We start from the raw sequence: 16,219 nt of genomic DNA, 5'->3' as shown, positions 1-16,219 counted from the left end.
AACGCCCCGACGACTCCCTCGCCCGCGAGATGATCGCGACCTACCGCACCCTCGCCACCGACCGCGGCAACCACCTGTCCGGCCGGGCCGCGAACGAGATGGCCGACTCCGCAACCAGGCGGGCGGCTGGGTCAAGGACTCCCGCCTGGCGGACACCACGTACGACCGCCCGGACGGCACCGACTCCGTCGACCCAATACCTCGCCCTGCGCTGGCCGGGAGGCGGCTGGGACCTGCACGACTACAGCCCCTCCCCCAGGCCCACCCCACCCCCTCGGCGAGGCCGGGGCGAGCCTGCTGATGCTGTTGCTGATGGCCAAGTCGCGACACAAGAAGCCGGAGAACGTCCGCCGCTACTTCAAGGCCTCGCCGGACATCGCACCGCCTGCTATGCGGCAGCATCGACCCACAGGTCGGTGCTGTGGGCATCGATGAGCGCACTGATGCGGGTGAGTACATCGCTGACCGGCTGCGGGTCGAGTCGGCGTCCGTCACGCAGACGCAGGGCGACGTGATCGTCCGCCGCCTCCTTGGCGCCGATGACGGCTTGGTAGGGAACCAGACGGGCCTCGCGGATACGAGCGCCCAGAGTGCCGCGGTCCGGTCCTGCGATCTCGGCCCGCAGTCCGAGGCCGGCGCATCGCTCGGCGAGGGCCGCGGCGCCCGGTAGTTCGGCATCGGAAATCGGAAGGATCACCATCTGAGTAGGGGCGAGCCAGGCGGGGAAGGCCCCACCGTGCTGTTCGATGAGGTGGGCAACGGCTCGCTCCACACTGCCGATAACGCTGCGGTGGACCATCACCGGGCGATGTTTGGTGCCGTCCGCGCCGATGTAGTGCAGGTCAAACTGCTCGGGCTGGTGGAAGTCGACCTGGACGGTGGACAGGGTGGACTCCCGGCCGGCGCCGTCGATGACCTGGACGTCGATCTTGGGGCCGTAGAACGCGGCCTCTCCCTCGGCCGCCTCGTAAGGCAGGCCGGAGCGGTCGAGGACATCGGTCAGCAGGGCGGTTGAGCGCTGCCACTTCTCAGGGGCGGCGACGTACTTGCCACCGGGGCCCGGTAGGGAGAGCCGGTAGCGGCTCGGGGTGATGCCGAGCGCCTCGTACGCCCGGCGGATCATCTCCAGCGCGGCCTGCGCCTCCTCGGCGACCTGGTCCAGAGTGCAGAAGATGTGCGCGTCGTTGAGCTGGATGGCCCGTACCCGGGTCAGCCCGCCGAGCACGCCGGAGAGCTCGGAGCGATACATGCCACCCAACTCGGCCATGCGCAGGGGCAGTTCGCGGTAGCTGTGAGAGCGGGAGCGGTAGATCACGGCGTGATGAGGGCACAGGCTTGGCCGCAGGACGACCTGCTCGCTGCCGAGGTCCATCGGGGGGAACATGTCGTCGCTGTAGTGCGCCCAGTGCCCGGAGATCTCGTACAGTTCCCGCTTGCCGAGGACCGGGGAGTACACGTGGCGGTACCCGGCTCGCCGCTCGGCGGCGCGGATGTACTCCTCCAGGGTGTGCCGTACGGTCGCACCGTCGGGCAGCCAGTACGGCAGGCCTGCGCCGATCAGCGGGTCGGTGTCGAACAGGCCCAGTTCACGGCCGAGCTTGCGGTGGTCATGCATGGCGGTCTCCTCGCGGACATCGGGCGAGTGACGGCAAGGCGAAGCCCCGGGGCACTCGCCCCGGGGCTTCGGACTAAGACATCAGTCAGCGCGCCGGGACACTCTCCGGCGTCGTCGTCATAGCAGCGCGCTTCATGCCGCAGACGGTAGCAGGCCGTAGCGATGTCCACACGGTCATTTCTCGTCAGGGGCGCCCGGGTCACGCAGAGGTCGCAGCCCGCCCGGCGGGTCGGGAAGTTGGGAAGGCGCCGCAGTCGGCGGTGCGGTCGATGCGCCACATCTTCTGGTGGGGTAGATCTGCCAACTGCGGTGCTACACGAACCCCAGCGAGCGTGAGCAGGCCGCACACGATGCCGCTGTACGACGCGGTGTCGGTGACGATCACGGCCAGCCTGCAGAGCAGCACACTGCCGGTTCCATCGTCACCTCACCCCGACTCCATGCCCGGCCTTAGAGCTTGCGCAGGTGGGCGAGGGCCCCTGGGGCAGGCTGAGCCGTGGCCGACGGGATGGGATCATCACATCGCGCGGTGGGCGAGGCGGAGCAGGCCGCTGCGCATCCGCTGTTCGCCGAGTTCCGGCAGGAGTGCGGCGACGTGATCGGCTGCCAGGGCGGCGAGCAAGGCGTGGGCTGTGTGATCGGGGTCGGGTGCGGTGGCGAGCAGGATCGCCACATGGCGATGCCAGAACCGGTAGGCCCCGATCCTGTATCGGGCTCCGGGGGTGGCGGTCTCGGACATCCGGACCAGCGCCAGGTGCTCCAGCAGGTAGTCGAGGTAGGCGTCGAGGAAGGCGGCCAGGCGCTCGTCGGCTGGGGCCCCGGGGCCGAGTGGGGGCGGCCCGTGCAGGACCGCCTCCTGCAGCACGCGCTCGCGGGCGTCCAGCAGGGCGGCAGCCAACCCTGACTTGTCACCGAACCGGCGGAACAGGGTGCCCTTGCCGACGCCGGCGGCTGCGGCAACCTGATCCATGGACACCGCCTCGACGCCCTGCTCGGCGAACAGCCTGGCAGCTGCCTCCAGCACCGCGGCCCGGTTTCGGGCCGCGTCCGCACGCTCTTTGGGCGGCGGCGTCTGCAGCAGTTCCAGCGGCATTGCAGAACCGGACCGCAGTCCGTTATCGTCGTGAGCCATAACAGGACTGTAGTCCGATTCCCTTGGAGGCAGTGACATGACCGCACTCATCACTCGCGACGAGCTGGCAGCAGCGATCGAGGCCGGCGCCGTGACCGTCGTCGACACGCTCGGCGGCGCCTACTATGCCCAGCAGCACCTGCCCGGCGCCCTGGCGCTGATCCCGGCCGACGTCGACGCCCAGGCGCCCGGCCTGCTCCCCGACCGCGACGCCGCGATCGTCACGTACTGCTCCAACCCGGCGTGCCCCAACAGCGGACAGGTCGCCGATCGACTCAGCGCCCTCGGCTACACCGACGTCCGCAAGTACCGCGAGGGCATTCAGGACTGGGTCGAGGCCGGCCTCCCTACCGAAACCGCCTGACCTCCGTCCCGGGGCGAAGACTCCGTACGGAGTCTTCGCCCTTCCTGGCGATCGCCGCTACGAACGCCGCGCAGCCGCGATCAACGCCTTCTTCGATCTCGCCGATGTGATCCTCACCGTCCGCAGCCTCATCCGACGCGCCTGGACAACCCGCAGCTGGCACAACCGACCGAAACGGCGCCCTTGAACTCGACTGTCTGCGCGACTTCTTAGGCGGGGCGCTTGGCCATGACGACCAGGCCCGGTCCGGATTGCTCATCTGCGGGGAGGCGAAGTTCGGCGACCGGGCGCAGTCCGGCCTGCTCGATCAGGTCCACGAGCTGTTCCGGCCGCCATTTGTGCGTCGTCCAACGAACGGGTACACCTCCGTAGGCCTCGGTGCGCACCGCGTCTTCGTCGCCGACGTGCGTTGCGGTGATGAAGTGGCCGCCCGGCTTCAGGGCGCGCGCGAACATGGCGAGGACCTGAGGAAGGACGTCGCGAGGGAGGTTGAACAGTGACCACCACCCGAGCACGCCGCCAAGGGAGGCTTCTCCAAGGTCGAGGTCGGTGGCTGAGGCAACGCTGAAGCGGCATTGCGGATGAAGACGGCGGGCGTTTTCGATCATGCGGGGTGAGAGATCGACTCCGGACACGTCGAGTCCGCGTTCGGTGAGGTAGGCGGTCACCGTTCCGGGCCCGCAGCCGACGTCGAGGACGGGCCCAAGCTCGCTCACGGTGTCAGCGAAAGCGTCGATTGACGCCTTGAGCCATGGGTGGCTACGGATGTCACCGAATCCCGTCGTCACCACCATGTGGGCGTAGTTGTCAGCAACGCGGTCATAGGACTCACGGACCACGTCGAGATCGGCTGGGCGGTCAATACGGTGTGCGCGCATCAGCCAACAATAGGACGGCGGCCGCGAAGAGCATCGGTGCAGCCGTTGGCGCTGCGACCGGTCACGGTCCGGCTGTTGTAAGGGTGCTGACGGTTCCGTACTCGCGGCGGCCCTTGCGCCGGGCCGGGATGTCCTGGGTTCCGGCGAGGCGTTGGCAGCGGGCGAGGACCTTCTGAGGGCCAAGGAAGCGGAGGCGGCCCTGCGGCGGGGCGGTGACCCCGCCGTCCCAGCCATGCACCTGCGCTTCCTCGATCAGTTCGCCGACGTCACCCCGGGCCAGGTCCACGGAGCGCGCATTCATACCTCTGAGTGAGGTCGGTCGGGTACGAGGGGGGCGGATGCCGAGAACTGCCTAGGGTGACTCCTGGAGTGGCGGGCAGCCGCTCCGATCGGCACGTCGACTCATGTACGGGAGCTTGTGTGTCGCAGCAGCAGGCGCAGCAGCACACGACGTCACTCCGGCTCCGCCTCCGGTACCGGTTCGACCATCTGGTCTCGGGGGGAACGACCGCGCTCATCGGCTGGCTCTCCCTGGCCTGCCTCGCCGTCGTCGTCCCGGCGAGCGTGGTCCTCGTCTGGTCCGACCGGGCCGCTCCGGCCACGCTCGCCGGCCGGCTCACGGCCGTGTGGGTCAGCGTCGGCCAGACGCTGAAGATCGGGGGTGCGGTCGGATCCCCGCTCTACGTGCTGGCCTCCGTCTCGCTCGCGCTGGTGGCGTTGCTCTTCGTATCGACCCTGGTCAGTGTGATCACCACGGGCATCAACCAGCGCATCATGTCGCTGCGCCTCGGTCACTCCACCGTGCTGGAGACGCGGCACACCGTGGTCTTGGGATGGTCGGACCAGGTCTTTCCCGTCATCGGGGAGCTGGTGGCCGCCAACGCGAACCAGCGCCGCTCCGCCATCGCCTTGCTCGCCCCGCAGGACAAGGTGTGGATGGAGGACGAGATCTCCATCCGCGTCGGCGACAGTGGCCGGACGCGGATCATCTGCCGCAACGGGAGCACCACCGATCCCTCCGAGCTGTGCCGGGTGAGTCCGCGTACGGCGAAGGCGGTGCTGGTGCTGCCTCCCACCGGTGACACCGGTGACGTCCAGGTGGTGAAGACCCTGCTCGCCCTCGACGCGGCCGGCCCCGGCGCAGGTGAGGGGGAAGCGGTGGTGGTCGCCGCCGTCCGAGACTCCCGCAGCCACATGACCGCCAGGCTGGCCGCCGGGCCCACGGGGCACGTCCTGTGCGTCGACGACATCGTCGCCCGGCTCCTCGTTCAGACCGCCCGGCAGCCCGGCCTCTCCCTCGTCTACTCGGAGTTGCTGGATTTCGAGGGCGACGAGTTCTACCCGGTCGCCGCCGAGGGCCTCGTGGGGCATGCGTTCGGCGAGGCTCTGCTGTCGTTCGCCACGTCCTCGGCGGTCGGCCTGCTGCACGCCGACGGGAGCGTCACCCTCAATCCGGATCCGGGGGCGGAGATCGGCCCCGCCGACCGGATCATCGTCATCTCCCAGGACGACGACACGGCCGTACGGGCGGACGTGGCCTCCCATGTCGACGAGGACGCGATCGTGACGGCCGGGCCCGGTCTCGCCCAGGCCGAACGCCTCCTCCTGCTCGGCTGGAACCGCCGCGCCCCGCTCGTCATCGAGCAGCTCGACCAGTACGTGAGCCCGGGGACCAGCCTGGACGTCGTGGCACTCGGCGAGTACGCCGCCACGCCCGGCGCCCGCGCCGTCACGGAAGCGCTGTCCCGCCTCGAAGTCTCCTTCCGCGAGGGGGACATCACCGACCCGCGCACCCTGGCCAAGCTGGACGTGACCTCGTACCACAGCGTGATCGTGATCGGTGAGACGGAGCCCTGGGTCTCCGGCGCGGCCTCGGCCTCAGGCTCAGCCTCGGCCTGGGCCTGGGACGCGGCCGTTGCCCCCCTCGCTCCGGTGGTGACGGATCCGGAGGCGCGGGCTGACGACAGGACTCTGGTCACCCTGTTGCATCTACGGGCCATCGGGGACGCCGCGCAGCGGGAACTCGCCCTCACCACCGAGATGTCCGACGACTGCAACCGGCTCCTCGCACCCGCCCGGGAAGGCGCCGACTTCATCGTGAGCGGCAGGCTGATCAGCCTTCTGATGACCCAGATCTCGGAGAGCCCGTACCTCGCCGAGGTCTTCGAGGAGCTGTTCAAGGCGGAGGGCCACGAGTTCCACCTCAAGCCGGCCGCGGACTACGTCCGGGCCGGTCATGAGGTCTCGTTCGCCACCGCCGTCGAGTCGGCGCGGCGGCGCCGGGAATGCGCGGTCGGGTACCGGCTGCGCGCGCGGGGCGCCACGGGCCCCGACTACGGGGTGCGGATCAACCCCGACAAGCGGCAGAGGGTCCGGTTCTCCGAGGAGGACTGGCTGATCGTGCTCGCCGAGAGCTGACGGCGCCGCCGGGGCGGCCGTGGCCGGACGCTGCGGAGCTATTGGCGGGCCCTGTTCCTGCCCGGCCCGGGCGAGGGCCGCCTTTGAGGCCCGCTTCCCGAACCGCCAGCGCGACGGCGGTGGCCGCGTGGTGGAAGACTTGCACCGTCGGGTCATCCGCCTCGGCCTGGAAGCGCTCGCCAAGGACTTCGGCTACCGGCTAGCCGGCGGGTACGCGGTCCAGGCCCTACGACTTGTCAGTCGGATCAGTGATGAATGTTGATCTCTTCACTCCGATCGGACCGGCCGAGGGCGAGCTGCCGCAGGCGATCGACCGCCTCGCCGCGGCGTACGAGGCCCGTCCTCCATCTGGACGCCTTGGCAGCCGCCAAGACCGGCGCCCTGTTCGGCCGGGCCCAAGTGCGTGATGCCATCGACATCGGCGTCCTCCTCCGAGCCGGCTACAGCCGAGCCCGTCTGCTCGAACTCGCCGCTCGGAACGAGGCCGAACCAAACCTGTCCGAGTACGCCTCCGCCCTCACCCCCCAAACGGCCGCCGCAATCCGACGCCGGTTCGACCAGCCCCAGCTCACGTTGCCGGGCAATCAAGCGCCGACAGGGTCGTCCGTCATCCCGCGCAGGTAGCGGTCGATCGCGGCGAAGGTCGCTTCCGGCTGTTCCAGCTGGGGCAGGTGTCCTGCCTCGGGGATGACTTCCAGCCGGCCCCTGCCGAAGGCTTCGGCGTACGCGGCTCCGTAGGCGGGGGTGACGATGCGGTCGCTCTCACCCCAGAGCAGGAGGGCGGGAACATCGACGCGCCGCAGACGGCGGAGCAGCTTCGGGTCGTGCATGTAGGGGTCACCGGCGAGGACGCGCAGAGTAGCCATGTTGTCGCGCTGCAGGGCGACTTGAGCGGCGGGGAGCATCTCGGGGTCGCGGTGGAAGCGGGCCGAGTCGTGCCAGGCGTACTCGGCCACGCCGAGGGCGTCGAGCGCGAAGAACTCCCTGATCGGCTCGGTCTCGACGTGGACTCCGACGGGGTCGATCAGGACGAGCCCCGTGATGATTCCGCCAGTGTCCCGTACGGCCATCTCCGCGGCGGTCCAGCCGCCGACCGAGGAGCCCACGACCAGGACGTCACGCAGTCCGCGGTCTTGGAGGTGGTGCAGGTAGGCGACGGCGAGATCGTCGATGCCGGTCAGCCATCCGGGGCGGGGGGTACCGTCCCATCCCGGGTGTACCGGCGTGATGGCATGCGCGGTCCGTGCGAGGTGGGACGAGAGTCCGGCGACCGTGGCCGGTCCCCCACCACCGTGAAGGATCAGGCAGGGCCTGCCGGTTCCGGCTTCGGTCAGGTTGAGGGACAGGTCCGGGTACAGGGCGACGCTCTTGTTTGAGGACATGCCCAGACCATAACTAAGCTTGTTTATATAAACAAGCTTAGTTATGCCCTAGGATGGGGCCATGCCCGATGAACTGCAGGTCCTTGGAAGAGCGGTGAAGCAAGCCCAGTACAAGCAGCACCGAGCGCTGGACAGCCGCCTCGGCGCCGCCGGCACGACACTGGCTCAGTGGGACGCCCTCCGCGCGATCAGCCGGGCGCCCGGGGCGCCGGCTCGCGCCCTGGCCGCGGCGACGTTCCAGAGCGAGCAGGCCTTCGGTACGCTCGCCGGCCGATTGGCGGCTCTATGCCTGATCGACCGCAGGCCGGGCCGTGGCCGACGTATCGAGCACTACCTCACCCCCTCCGGCGAAGAGGTCCTGAGCACAGGCCATCGGATCGCCGACGAAGTCCTCACCTCGTGCTACTCGCCCCTGTCCCCGGCCGAGCGCACCACGTTGCTCGACCTGCTCCAGCGCATCGGCGACGGCGCGGGCGCCCCAGCCGACCGGTGACGCCCACGGTACGGTGGCGCCTGACACTCAGCCACCGCCGGTCGCCGGAAAGTGCGCAGCAGGTTTCGGCCGTAGGTACGTCCGATGGCCGCGTAGAGCGGCGGAAGATCGACTTCCGGGGTCACGGCCGCTCCGCGAGACTGAGGAAGGGCGGCCCCTGAAGGAAAGCTGAGGTGCGTGGTGGCGGAGTCGGAGGATGCCCTGACCATCCGCCATGTCGCGGAGCGGCTGATGAAGGCCCACCCCGAGCTGGACGCCGAACTGGTGGAAAGCTCAGTTCGGACGGCGTACGACGAGCTCAGGTACGCACGTGTGCGTACCTACCTGCCGGTCCTGATGGAGCGCAGGGCCAAGGACCTGCTGCCCTCAGACGACGAGCAGACGGACCACCGTACCTGACGGTCGACGGGTGAGCGCCCTCCGCATGCCGATGCCGGTCTGGGGATCGCGAGCCGACTACGCCGGGGTACGTCAGACCCGGCGATCGAGCCTGGGATCAGCGGTGTGTTGCGGGGACCCCAGGCGCGGCCGGCCCGAAAAGAGACGGGTGGCCCATGGTCACCCGGTGGTCCTGGCCGCGCCACCAAGGGCTGCCCTTTCTCGGTGCACAGGCGGTTGTCACCGCCAGCGGCCAGCCAAGGGGTCTGACGGAGTGATCTCTACCGGTCCACCGGTCCAGACGGTCATCCCATCGCGAGCTGTGCAAGCCCCACCCATGTTGCCGTTCACGGCTCGGTCCGCTCGGAGCCCGAGCTGGTCGTGCTCAGGCGGCCGTTTCACTGGGCTCGAGGACGGCCTCGACATCGACCGTGACATCGACCATGGGGCTGACGACCACTCCGCCGCGGTCGATCACATCGTTCCAACTCACCCCGAAGTCATGTCGGTTGATGCGCGCCGTGGCAGAGAACCCGGCGCGTCGCCTGGGCCCGAGGTCCCGCCCCTCCTCCCACCACGGGGTATCCCACCGTCCCAAGTAAGTGACGTCGAAGGTTACGGGGCGCGCCACGCCTCGTACCGTGAGATCTCCCATGACCTCGAACTCGGTTCCGCTCACCTGGTGAATGCGCGACCCGACGAACGTCCACGTCGGGTGGTGCTCGACGTCGAAGAAATCAGCACTGCGGAGGTGGGCGTCGCGCTCAGGCTGACCGGTGTATATCTGGGTAGCGTCGACGGTCGCCTCGACGCGCGCCTTCTCCGGCTCGTCGGGATCGACCTCCAGCAAGCCGTGCACGTTCTTGAGCTGCCCGCGCACGTAGGTGACCATCATGTGCCTGGCGCGGAACTCCGCCCCGGTATGACCGGGCTCGAAGAACCATTTGGTCATGGCCATGCGCGCCCCTGACTTGCCATTTCAACCACATCGCCGGTGTTCGCTCACGCCGTCGGCGATGAGGGAGACGCCGATGCCCAGCATCCAGATGTCCTTGGCCAGCGCGATTCCCTGCTCGGTCGGGCGCAGGCTGCTTTCCTGCCGCATCCCGGGCGTACGAAGGTAGAGCCCGAGGGTGCCGGCTGAAAATGCGGTCAGCGCAACCCCCGCGACAGCGGCAGGGACGACCGGCAGGAGCAGCGCGGTGGCAATAGCGATCTCCCCGGCCGAGACCAGCCGGACGAACTTCTGGGCATCGCACTTGCCCAGGAACGGGTAGGTAGTGGCGGCGAACTGATGCAGCCTCTCGGCGGTGGCCTCGTCCGCACCCCGTTTCGAGAGCCCGGAGTTCAGGAAGAACGTGCCGACCGTGAGCCTGAGCGGAAGTTGCCGCGCTGCCGAACGCCATACCGATCCGGATGCCATGCCGAGCCTCCCAACATTGACCCCACCTACCACCCTGCCATCCGTTCGAACCATGTCAAACGGGGATCGATCACCCGTCTGGTCCCGGAACCCCTGGACCAGGTCAGTGCGGGTGACGCCTCGGCTCATGGTGGCGCGGCTGACGGCCGTCCTCGCCGAGCGGGAAGGCCACGCCGACCAGAGCCAGGCCAGCGTCCGAGACCGAAGGCAGGGCGAGGAGATCATCCGCCTCCGATGCCAGCTCAAGGGCATCCGACAAGAACGTCACCGACTCCAGCCATGTGGATGGGTTGGCCGGAGTGCCTCCCTGCGTGAGCTGTGGGCAGGGCGTCCTGCAGCCGTCCGCCCCGGGCTGCGGCCGTGGCGACGCGCGGCCCGAGACGGTGCGGATTACCCCACCTGCTGGCAGCCGTACCGCGGGTAGATCTGCCTCAGCAGGGAGGTGGCCTGCGGGGTAGTGGTGACCGTGAAGACCGGCCCCCCGTTGCAAGACCACCTGGTAGTCACCAGGGGAGCAGCTTCAGCCGAGGACGGCAGAAGAACGCCGCCGACGACCAGGCAGCCGGCGAGTGCCGTCAGGCACCTGCGATATGTGACCCGCCACATGTCTCTCACCACTTTTCATGAGGTCCGGCACTCAGAGACCGGACGGACATAGAGGATTATTTCGGCAGTAGGTGGAGATGCCGACATTTATGTGCTGAACGGGTGCGGAAGGCACACGGGTGGCTGCGGCCACCTCTGAGGGGGTGGCGGTGGCGGGGCCCGCTCCCTGCTCGGGCAGCGAGAGACACCGGCCCCGGCACCCAGTAGGCTCAAGGTCGGGGTGTCATCCCAGGCTCCTGCGCGGGCTGTACGGGGGCGGGAGACGCTTCCAGCGCCTCCCGCCGCCACGGCATCTGCGAGTCCGGCCGATAGACCTGTGTCGAGCGTGCGGTGTGTTTCAGGCCGCGCTGCAAAACATCGCGCATGTGCTTCTCACCGACGATGAAGTCCGCGTATGCGGCCGCACAGGACAGGTAGACCATGTCGGCCAGGTCATTCGATCTCCACGTCGCGCCCTTGTTGAGGTGCTGGCTTCAGCCCGGGGAGCGGATCAAGCCGTGTGCACTTCCAGGGCGGTCCGCACCGCGGATTCCAGGGCTCCCTCGATCCATGCGGGCTTGATGGAGGTGTGGCAGCCGGCGAAGTGCAGGTTGCCCTCGGCCTTGCGGACGTGGGGGAAGAGCTCGGTGTGCTGGCCGGGCAGCAGTACGGACGCCTCACCGTAGGCGTACGGGTCGCGCATCCAGGACTGGGTGCGGCCGACGCCGGTGTAGAACACCTCGATGCGCTGCCCGAACACTTCCTGGACCCCGGCGAGGGCGCGCGGGTAGCGCTCCTCGTCGTCCAGTGAGTCCCACTTCAGGGCGTCGTCCGACCAGCTGTAGGAGGCGAGGATGACGCCGCCGGGGCTGCCTTCGACGGGGTAGGAGGGCTGGAACATGAAGCGGTTGGGGTTGTCGGTGGCCGAGCCGCCGCCGATGACGCCGGCCGCCTCGGGCTGGTCGCGGGAGACCACGCGGCAGGCGGCGTAGTGGGAGCGCTGGCCCCTGGAGATGTGGCCCTCGGGTACGGAGTCGTGGGCGCCCATCAGTGTTCCGTCCGACGGGCTCTGCCCGGTCTGGTACTTCCGGTACAGGCCGGGTTGCACGGCCTCGAGCTCGCGCTTCCAGTCGGCCTCGTCGAACTCCCACCAGCGGCGGCTGAATTCGAGCAGCACCTTGGTGGCGGCGTCGTAGTGCAGCTCGGTGACCGCGCGCCGCTTGCCGTAGGAGAGCGCGGGGGCGATGGGGATGTGGCGCAGTCCGGAGAAGGGGACGGTGATGATCGCGGTGTCGGCGGTGAAGGTCTCGCGCCGCACGGGGCTGCCGCCGCGGCCCTCGGAGACGGTTTCGACGGTGACCTTGCCCTCGCCGTGGGTGATGCGGGTGGCGCGGCGGTCGAGCCGTACGAGGTCCTTGACGCGCGCGTACAGCGCGTCGGCCAGGGTGGCGGTGCCGTCGGGCAGTTCGTAGAAGGCGGTGTCGGGGCTGATCAGCGAGGCGCCGATGAAGCTGTGCACGAAGGCGAGGTGCAGGCGGGAGGTGAGGTTCTCGACGGTTCCGATCAGGTCGATGGTCCGTTCGTCGAGCTTGGCCTCCTCCGTCAGGAATCGATACATCGACATGTGGCCGTAGCGCTGGATGACGCGCGCCCAGCCCTCGACGAGTTCCTTGTCCTTCTTGCCCTCGATCTCCTTGCGTACGGGGGCGAAGGCGTCGCGGACGATCTGCGAGGCGGGGACGGATTCGTACGCCTTCGGGACGCCGAAGGAACGATTGAGCACCTGTGGGGCGCGCGCGTAGTCGGCGCGGCGGACGCGGATGCCGTTGACGTAGATCCACGTCCGGTAGGCGGGGCGGCCGGCCCCGTCCACGTCGACGAGGTGGAAGCGCCGGCGCTTGAGGCCGAGGCCGTCCATCAGTCCGGTGACCAGCGGGTGGCTGTCGGGGATGCGCATCGCGCCGGCCTCGGCGTACTGCTTCGGGTCGGCGAAGGGCTGGGCGGCGTTTTCGTGGCCGCCGGTGCGGAAGGTCTTGATCCGGCCGCCCACCCGGTTGGCGTTGGCCTCGATGACGGTGACCTGGTGGCCGGCCTCGCGCAGGAGGTGGGCGGCGGTGAGGCCGGCCGGCCCGGCGCCGACGATCAGCACCTTCTTGCCGGGGCGGCGCGAGCGGGGCAGGCCGTTCTTCAGGAGGATGTCGGCGTAGCGCGGTACGAGCGGCTGGTCCTCGTCGTCCCGTACGAGGATGGCCCGGGCGATCGTCAGGCAGGAGGCCCAGTCGGCGACCGCGGCTGCGGGGACGGCCTGCGAGGGTTCGGCGGAGGTGACGGCGACCGTCAGCGCGCCGGCTCCGGCGACGGCGGCCGCTCCGGCGATGACGGTACGGCGGGAGGGGTGGCGGGAGGGCGCCGGTGAGGGCTCGCCGGGGGTTCCGGGAACTTCAGGGGTTCCGGAGTTGGCATCGGGATCCATGATCATGGCCCAACTCTTGCGGCCCGCCCGGGCCCGAACGGCCAGAATGCGCCCGCGCGGGCAAGTACCACCCGGACGTGCGTCGCGCGCCGCCCCGTGCTGACGAACTGAGGTTCGCACGGGCGCCACTCCCCTCCCCTCCCCTCCCCTGGGGTCGTGAGGGGCATCGAACGCGGAGCAACTGGCGGCGATGGTGCCGATCCCCGCATGCGCGCGGAGTACCTGCACAGTTCCTGACCTGGGACTCTATGCGGGCGATGCGGCATTCTCGAGCACTTGCAACGGAATCCGGCAATCGGGCCATGGCTCCTGTTCCAGCGCGGTGACCGCACACAGCCCACAAGGGTCCGCCACCGGCCGGCGGCTGCCCCGGCCAAGCCTAGGAGCACCGCGGACCGGCCGGGTAACCCCACGAACCCGGCGACCGAGGCGTCCGGCATCGCGGCGCCTCTATCGCCTGGGGGCTCACTTGGACGGGGGTCGCGGCTGTGGTCGGCATCAACGCGGCGCGGATCGTCCCGCCGTCCACGACGGCGGGGCGGTGCGGCCCGAGCTCCTCCGCCGGACGCGCTCGTCGGGCGCGTTCATCGGGCGCGGCCGCTCGCCGCCTCTTCACGAACCGAAACGACAACTTTTGTGCGTTTTTTTGCAACCTTGGGGGTCATGAAGTGCATCAGAAGAAGGGAGAACCCCTACCCGTTCGGCCCCGCAAGGGCAGCCGCAATTGTTCGGAGCGAAGTTCGTGCACGAGTACCCGCAGCAGCCCAAGCGATCCCGTAAGAACGTGTGGATCGGCTCCGCGGTGGCCGTGGCCCTGCTCGCCGGCGGGGGCGCCGGGTGGATCCACTGGAAGACGGACTGGTTCGACGGGAACGGCGAGGCCGTCAGCTACGGGAAGCCCCCCGCCGCAGCGGACAAGGAGGCGGGCGGCAGCGGGAACCGGGCCGCCGCGCCGAGCGGGGATCCGGACGTGTCCCTCCCCGCCGGGCCGTTCGCCGACTTCAAGCAGACGGTCAAGCTGGAGGACGGCACCCGCATATCCAAGGCCCGGGTGAAGGGCCCCAAGTCGGGCTTCGAGGGCAACGTCTGGGTGTGGACGCCCAAGGAGTACGACCGGCCGGAGTACGCCAAGAGCGCCTTCCCGGTCATGATCGCGCTGCCCGGGGGCAACGGGAACGCCGACAACTACTGGGCGACCATGCCGCAGCTGGGCCTGCAGAAGGCCGTCTCCGAGGGCGCCGCGACCGGCAAGAGCCTCCCCTTCATCCTGGTCATGCCGATCCTCAACCCGGACAGCAAGTACTACTACGACGGCTCCGACATCCCCGGCCAGGCCAAGATGGGCACCTGGATCGGCGAGGACATACCCGACCTCGCGCAGGCCAACTTCCGCACCTACAAGTCCCGCGACGGCTGGGCCTTCATGGGCAACTCCTCCGGCGCCTTCGTCGGCCTGAAGCAGCTCCTGCAGAAACCGGACCGGTTCCGGGCCGTGATCGCCAACGGCGGCGAGATCGTCCCGGACTCCCCGCTGTGGAAGGGCCACCAGGCGGAGATGGACGCCAACAACCCCGAGAAGCTCGCCCCGAAGCTGATCAACGGCAAGGGTCCTGAGGTGAACGTCCTCTTCCAGTACGGCACCAAGGAAGGCGGCCGGGACCGGATGGAGAAGTTCCAGCAGCAGTACGGCAAGGGCCCGGTCAAGGTCACGATCCACGAGATCCAGGGCGGCGACCACAACGGCTGGGACTACGTCCGGGGCATGAAGGAAGGTCCCCTGGAGCAGCTCAGCAAGCTGATGAAGGGACCGAAGCCGCAATAGGGGTGCGCCTGGGGTTCAGCGTGGCCGCAGTCTGTCGAAGACGCCCTTGAAGATCCGCTGCCGGGGCAATGGACTCCGGCAGACCCAGCTCACCTTCGACCCGCCACGTGCCCACTGTCCGGAGGACCACCGTGCACCCCACCTCACTGCCGCTCGCCGCCTACAGCGCCGCCATCGCCTTGGACGAACCGTTTCGACCCGACCCCGGCCATGACCCGGATGACCGGTCCGCCGACCTGGTCCGAGAGGCGCTCGGCCTGCTGGGCGACGACCCGGTGGCGGTGAGGGTCGGGCTGCGCCCCGGCGCAGTGGACCGGATCGACGATGCCGCCGCCCGGCGGCTCCTGCGCGCTGTGCTGACGGTCCGGCAACCGGGCCCGCTGCCCACCGGGACCGTCCGCGTACTCGACGCGCTCCTCACCGGCGAACGCCTGGCACGCGACACCACCGACGCAGCCTCGCTGCCCACCGTCCGCGACACGCTTCCCCACGCCACGTACCAGGCCGCCGACCGTACGGCGCTGTGGCAGGGCGACATCACCACCCTCGGCGCGGACGCCGTCGTGAACGCCGCCAACAGTGCCCTGCTCGGCTGCTTCACCCCGATGCACCCGTGCATCGACAACGCCCTCCACGCCGCGGCCGGCCCCCGCCTGCGCGCCGACTGCCACGCGATCATGTCCCTGCAGGGCCACCCGGAGCCGACCGGCACCGCCAAGATCACCCGCGGCTACCACCTGCCCGCCCGCTACGTCCTGCACACCGTCGGCCCGATCGTCGACGGCCCCGTGCTCCCGCAGCACCAGCAGGCACTGGCGGCCTCGTACCGTGCCTGCCTCGACCTCGCCGCCGAAGTGGGCGGCATACGCAGCGTCGCGTTCTGCGGCATCAGCACCGGCGTCTTCGGCTACCCCAAGACGCCCGCCGCCCGCACCGCCCTGAACACCGTGGCCGAATGGCTCGACCTCCACCCCGGACGGCTCGACCGCGTGATCTTCAACGTGTACGCGGACGACGACCTCGCCGTCTACCTCCAGGCACTGACCGAAGGGCCCCAGCCCCGATGAACCAGCCCGCCTTCGACCTGGAAGCCGCCGCAGGAACGATACGCACCCGGCTCGGCGCGGCCGACCGTGTGGGGACCGCCCCGGCCGGCACCGCACCCGCCTGCTCATCCTCGAATTCGGCGCCGGATGCAACACCCCTGGCGTCATCCGATGGCCGGGCGAACACCTCACCCGCCATATCCCGCACCC

Annotated in this window: 14 protein-coding genes and 4 pseudogenes; 9 read left to right on the top strand and 9 right to left on the bottom strand. The window is 69.4% G+C overall.

Features of this window, described 5'->3' with window-relative positions; genetic code table 11:
• Positions 1-194 precede the first annotated feature (194 nt).
• Positions 195-435: pseudogene (locus ACFWB8_RS08480) on the top strand (hypothetical protein); the annotation flags it as partial.
• On the opposite strand, the pseudogene thrS reads toward ACFWB8_RS08480, so the two are convergent.
• The 3 genes and pseudogenes from thrS to ACFWB8_RS08465 form a co-directional block, all read right to left on the bottom strand.
• Positions 389-1,621, bottom strand: a pseudogene (gene thrS / locus ACFWB8_RS08475) (threonine--tRNA ligase); the annotation flags it as partial. The pseudogenes ACFWB8_RS08480 and thrS overlap by 47 nt on opposite strands.
• Positions 1,622-1,856: 235 nt before the next feature.
• Positions 1,857-2,009: pseudogene (locus tag ACFWB8_RS08470) on the bottom strand (Tn3 family transposase); the annotation flags it as partial.
• A 123-nt stretch (positions 2,010-2,132) separates the two neighbouring features.
• On the bottom strand, positions 2,133-2,747 hold the full coding sequence (locus tag ACFWB8_RS08465) for a TetR/AcrR family transcriptional regulator (protein WP_385223722.1): 615 nt from the start codon (positions 2,745-2,747) through the stop codon (positions 2,133-2,135).
• A gap of 37 nt (positions 2,748-2,784) precedes the next feature.
• Between ACFWB8_RS08465 and ACFWB8_RS08460 the strand changes: the two genes are divergently transcribed.
• Complete coding sequence (locus ACFWB8_RS08460; RefSeq protein ID WP_385223721.1) at positions 2,785-3,111, top strand: rhodanese-like domain-containing protein; 327 nt, start codon at positions 2,785-2,787, stop codon at positions 3,109-3,111.
• A gap of 52 nt (positions 3,112-3,163) precedes the next feature.
• A pseudogene (locus ACFWB8_RS08455) lies at positions 3,164-3,298 on the top strand (IS5/IS1182 family transposase); the annotation flags it as partial.
• A gap of 22 nt (positions 3,299-3,320) precedes the next feature.
• Here ACFWB8_RS08455 and ACFWB8_RS08450 read toward each other — a convergent pair.
• Together ACFWB8_RS08450 and ACFWB8_RS08445 are read right to left on the bottom strand one after the other, a co-directional pair.
• The gene (locus ACFWB8_RS08450; protein ID WP_385223720.1) at positions 3,321-3,989 is read right to left on the bottom strand and encodes a class I SAM-dependent methyltransferase; all 669 of its coding nucleotides are present in this window, start codon (positions 3,987-3,989) and stop codon (positions 3,321-3,323) included.
• 61 nt (positions 3,990-4,050) lie between these two features.
• Complete coding sequence (locus tag ACFWB8_RS08445; RefSeq protein ID WP_385223719.1) at positions 4,051-4,290, bottom strand: hypothetical protein; 240 nt, start codon at positions 4,288-4,290, stop codon at positions 4,051-4,053.
• A 119-nt stretch (positions 4,291-4,409) separates the two neighbouring features.
• On the opposite strand from ACFWB8_RS08445, the gene ACFWB8_RS08440 reads away from it, so the two are divergent.
• Positions 4,410-6,407, top strand: a complete 1,998-nt coding sequence (locus tag ACFWB8_RS08440; protein WP_385223718.1) for an NAD-binding lipoprotein — start codon at positions 4,410-4,412, stop codon at positions 6,405-6,407.
• Between the two features lie 255 nt (positions 6,408-6,662).
• Complete coding sequence (locus ACFWB8_RS08435; protein WP_385223717.1) at positions 6,663-7,031, top strand: nucleotidyl transferase AbiEii/AbiGii toxin family protein; 369 nt, start codon at positions 6,663-6,665, stop codon at positions 7,029-7,031.
• Here the strand turns inward: ACFWB8_RS08435 and ACFWB8_RS08430 are convergent.
• Positions 6,992-7,789, bottom strand: a complete 798-nt coding sequence (locus ACFWB8_RS08430; protein WP_385223716.1) for an alpha/beta fold hydrolase — start codon at positions 7,787-7,789, stop codon at positions 6,992-6,994. The genes ACFWB8_RS08435 and ACFWB8_RS08430 overlap by 40 nt on opposite strands.
• A 61-nt stretch (positions 7,790-7,850) precedes the next feature.
• Here ACFWB8_RS08430 and ACFWB8_RS08425 point away from each other — a divergent pair, with 61 nt between their 5' ends.
• On the top strand, positions 7,851-8,282 hold the full coding sequence (locus ACFWB8_RS08425; protein WP_385223715.1) for a MarR family winged helix-turn-helix transcriptional regulator: 432 nt from the start codon (positions 7,851-7,853) through the stop codon (positions 8,280-8,282).
• Positions 8,283-8,459: 177 nt separating this feature from the next.
• Positions 8,460-8,681, top strand: coding sequence for a three-helix bundle dimerization domain-containing protein (locus ACFWB8_RS08420; protein WP_385223714.1), 222 nt, complete (start codon positions 8,460-8,462; stop codon positions 8,679-8,681).
• 364 nt (positions 8,682-9,045) lie between these two features.
• Here the strand turns inward: ACFWB8_RS08420 and ACFWB8_RS08415 are convergent, their stop codons facing one another.
• The 3 genes from ACFWB8_RS08415 to ACFWB8_RS08405 all read right to left on the bottom strand — a co-directional run bounded on the left by ACFWB8_RS08415 (position 9,046) and on the right by ACFWB8_RS08405 (position 13,141).
• Positions 9,046-9,618 carry a YceI family protein gene (locus ACFWB8_RS08415; protein ID WP_385223713.1) on the bottom strand — a complete coding sequence of 191 codons (573 nt, stop codon included), beginning with the start codon at positions 9,616-9,618 and terminating at the stop codon, positions 9,046-9,048.
• A gap of 21 nt (positions 9,619-9,639) precedes the next feature.
• Complete coding sequence (locus tag ACFWB8_RS08410) at positions 9,640-10,083, bottom strand: hypothetical protein (protein ID WP_385223712.1); 444 nt, start codon at positions 10,081-10,083, stop codon at positions 9,640-9,642.
• 1,096 nt (positions 10,084-11,179) lie between these two features.
• The gene (locus tag ACFWB8_RS08405) at positions 11,180-13,141 is read right to left on the bottom strand and encodes an FAD-dependent oxidoreductase (protein ID WP_385223768.1); all 1,962 of its coding nucleotides are present in this window, start codon (positions 13,139-13,141) and stop codon (positions 11,180-11,182) included.
• 724 nt (positions 13,142-13,865) lie between these two features.
• Between ACFWB8_RS08405 and ACFWB8_RS08400 the strand changes: the two genes are divergently transcribed.
• Together ACFWB8_RS08400 and ACFWB8_RS08395 are read left to right on the top strand one after the other, a co-directional pair.
• A complete protein-coding gene (locus ACFWB8_RS08400; protein WP_385223711.1) occupies positions 13,866-14,963 on the top strand; it encodes an alpha/beta hydrolase in 1,098 nt (365 codons plus the stop codon).
• Positions 14,964-15,094: 131 nt separating this feature from the next.
• Positions 15,095-16,030 carry a protein-ADP-ribose hydrolase gene (locus tag ACFWB8_RS08395; protein ID WP_385223710.1) on the top strand — a complete coding sequence of 312 codons (936 nt, stop codon included), beginning with the start codon at positions 15,095-15,097 and terminating at the stop codon, positions 16,028-16,030.
• The last annotated feature ends 189 nt before the right edge of the window (positions 16,031-16,219 follow it).

The organism is Streptomyces sp. NPDC060031 (assembly GCF_042736805.1).
In the GTDB taxonomy this organism is placed as follows: Bacteria; Actinomycetota; Actinomycetes; order Streptomycetales; family Streptomycetaceae; genus Streptomyces.
This window is presented reverse-complemented; position numbering and strand designations above follow the sequence as displayed.

Excerpts from the sequence above, each read along its gene's own strand:
- ACFWB8_RS08425 (WP_385223715.1), top strand. The coding sequence starts at position 7,851 with ATGCCCGATGAACTGCAGGTCCTTGGAAGAGCGGTGAAGCAAGCCCAG.
- ACFWB8_RS08460 (WP_385223721.1), top strand. The coding sequence starts at position 2,785 with ATGACCGCACTCATCACTCGCGACGAGCTGGCAGCAGCGATCGAGGCC.
- ACFWB8_RS08465 (WP_385223722.1), bottom strand. The coding sequence starts at position 2,747 with ATGGCTCACGACGATAACGGACTGCGGTCCGGTTCTGCAATGCCGCTG.
- ACFWB8_RS08415 (WP_385223713.1), bottom strand. The coding sequence starts at position 9,618 with ATGGCCATGACCAAATGGTTCTTCGAGCCCGGTCATACCGGGGCGGAG.
- ACFWB8_RS08405 (WP_385223768.1), bottom strand. The coding sequence starts at position 13,141 with ATGGATCCCGATGCCAACTCCGGAACCCCTGAAGTTCCCGGAACCCCC.
- ACFWB8_RS08445 (WP_385223719.1), bottom strand. The coding sequence starts at position 4,290 with ATGAATGCGCGCTCCGTGGACCTGGCCCGGGGTGACGTCGGCGAACTG.
- ACFWB8_RS08435 (WP_385223717.1), top strand. The coding sequence starts at position 6,663 with ATGTTGATCTCTTCACTCCGATCGGACCGGCCGAGGGCGAGCTGCCGC.
- ACFWB8_RS08450 (WP_385223720.1), bottom strand. The coding sequence starts at position 3,989 with ATGCGCGCACACCGTATTGACCGCCCAGCCGATCTCGACGTGGTCCGT.
- ACFWB8_RS08410 (WP_385223712.1), bottom strand. The coding sequence starts at position 10,083 with ATGGCATCCGGATCGGTATGGCGTTCGGCAGCGCGGCAACTTCCGCTC.
- ACFWB8_RS08430 (WP_385223716.1), bottom strand. The coding sequence starts at position 7,789 with ATGTCCTCAAACAAGAGCGTCGCCCTGTACCCGGACCTGTCCCTCAAC.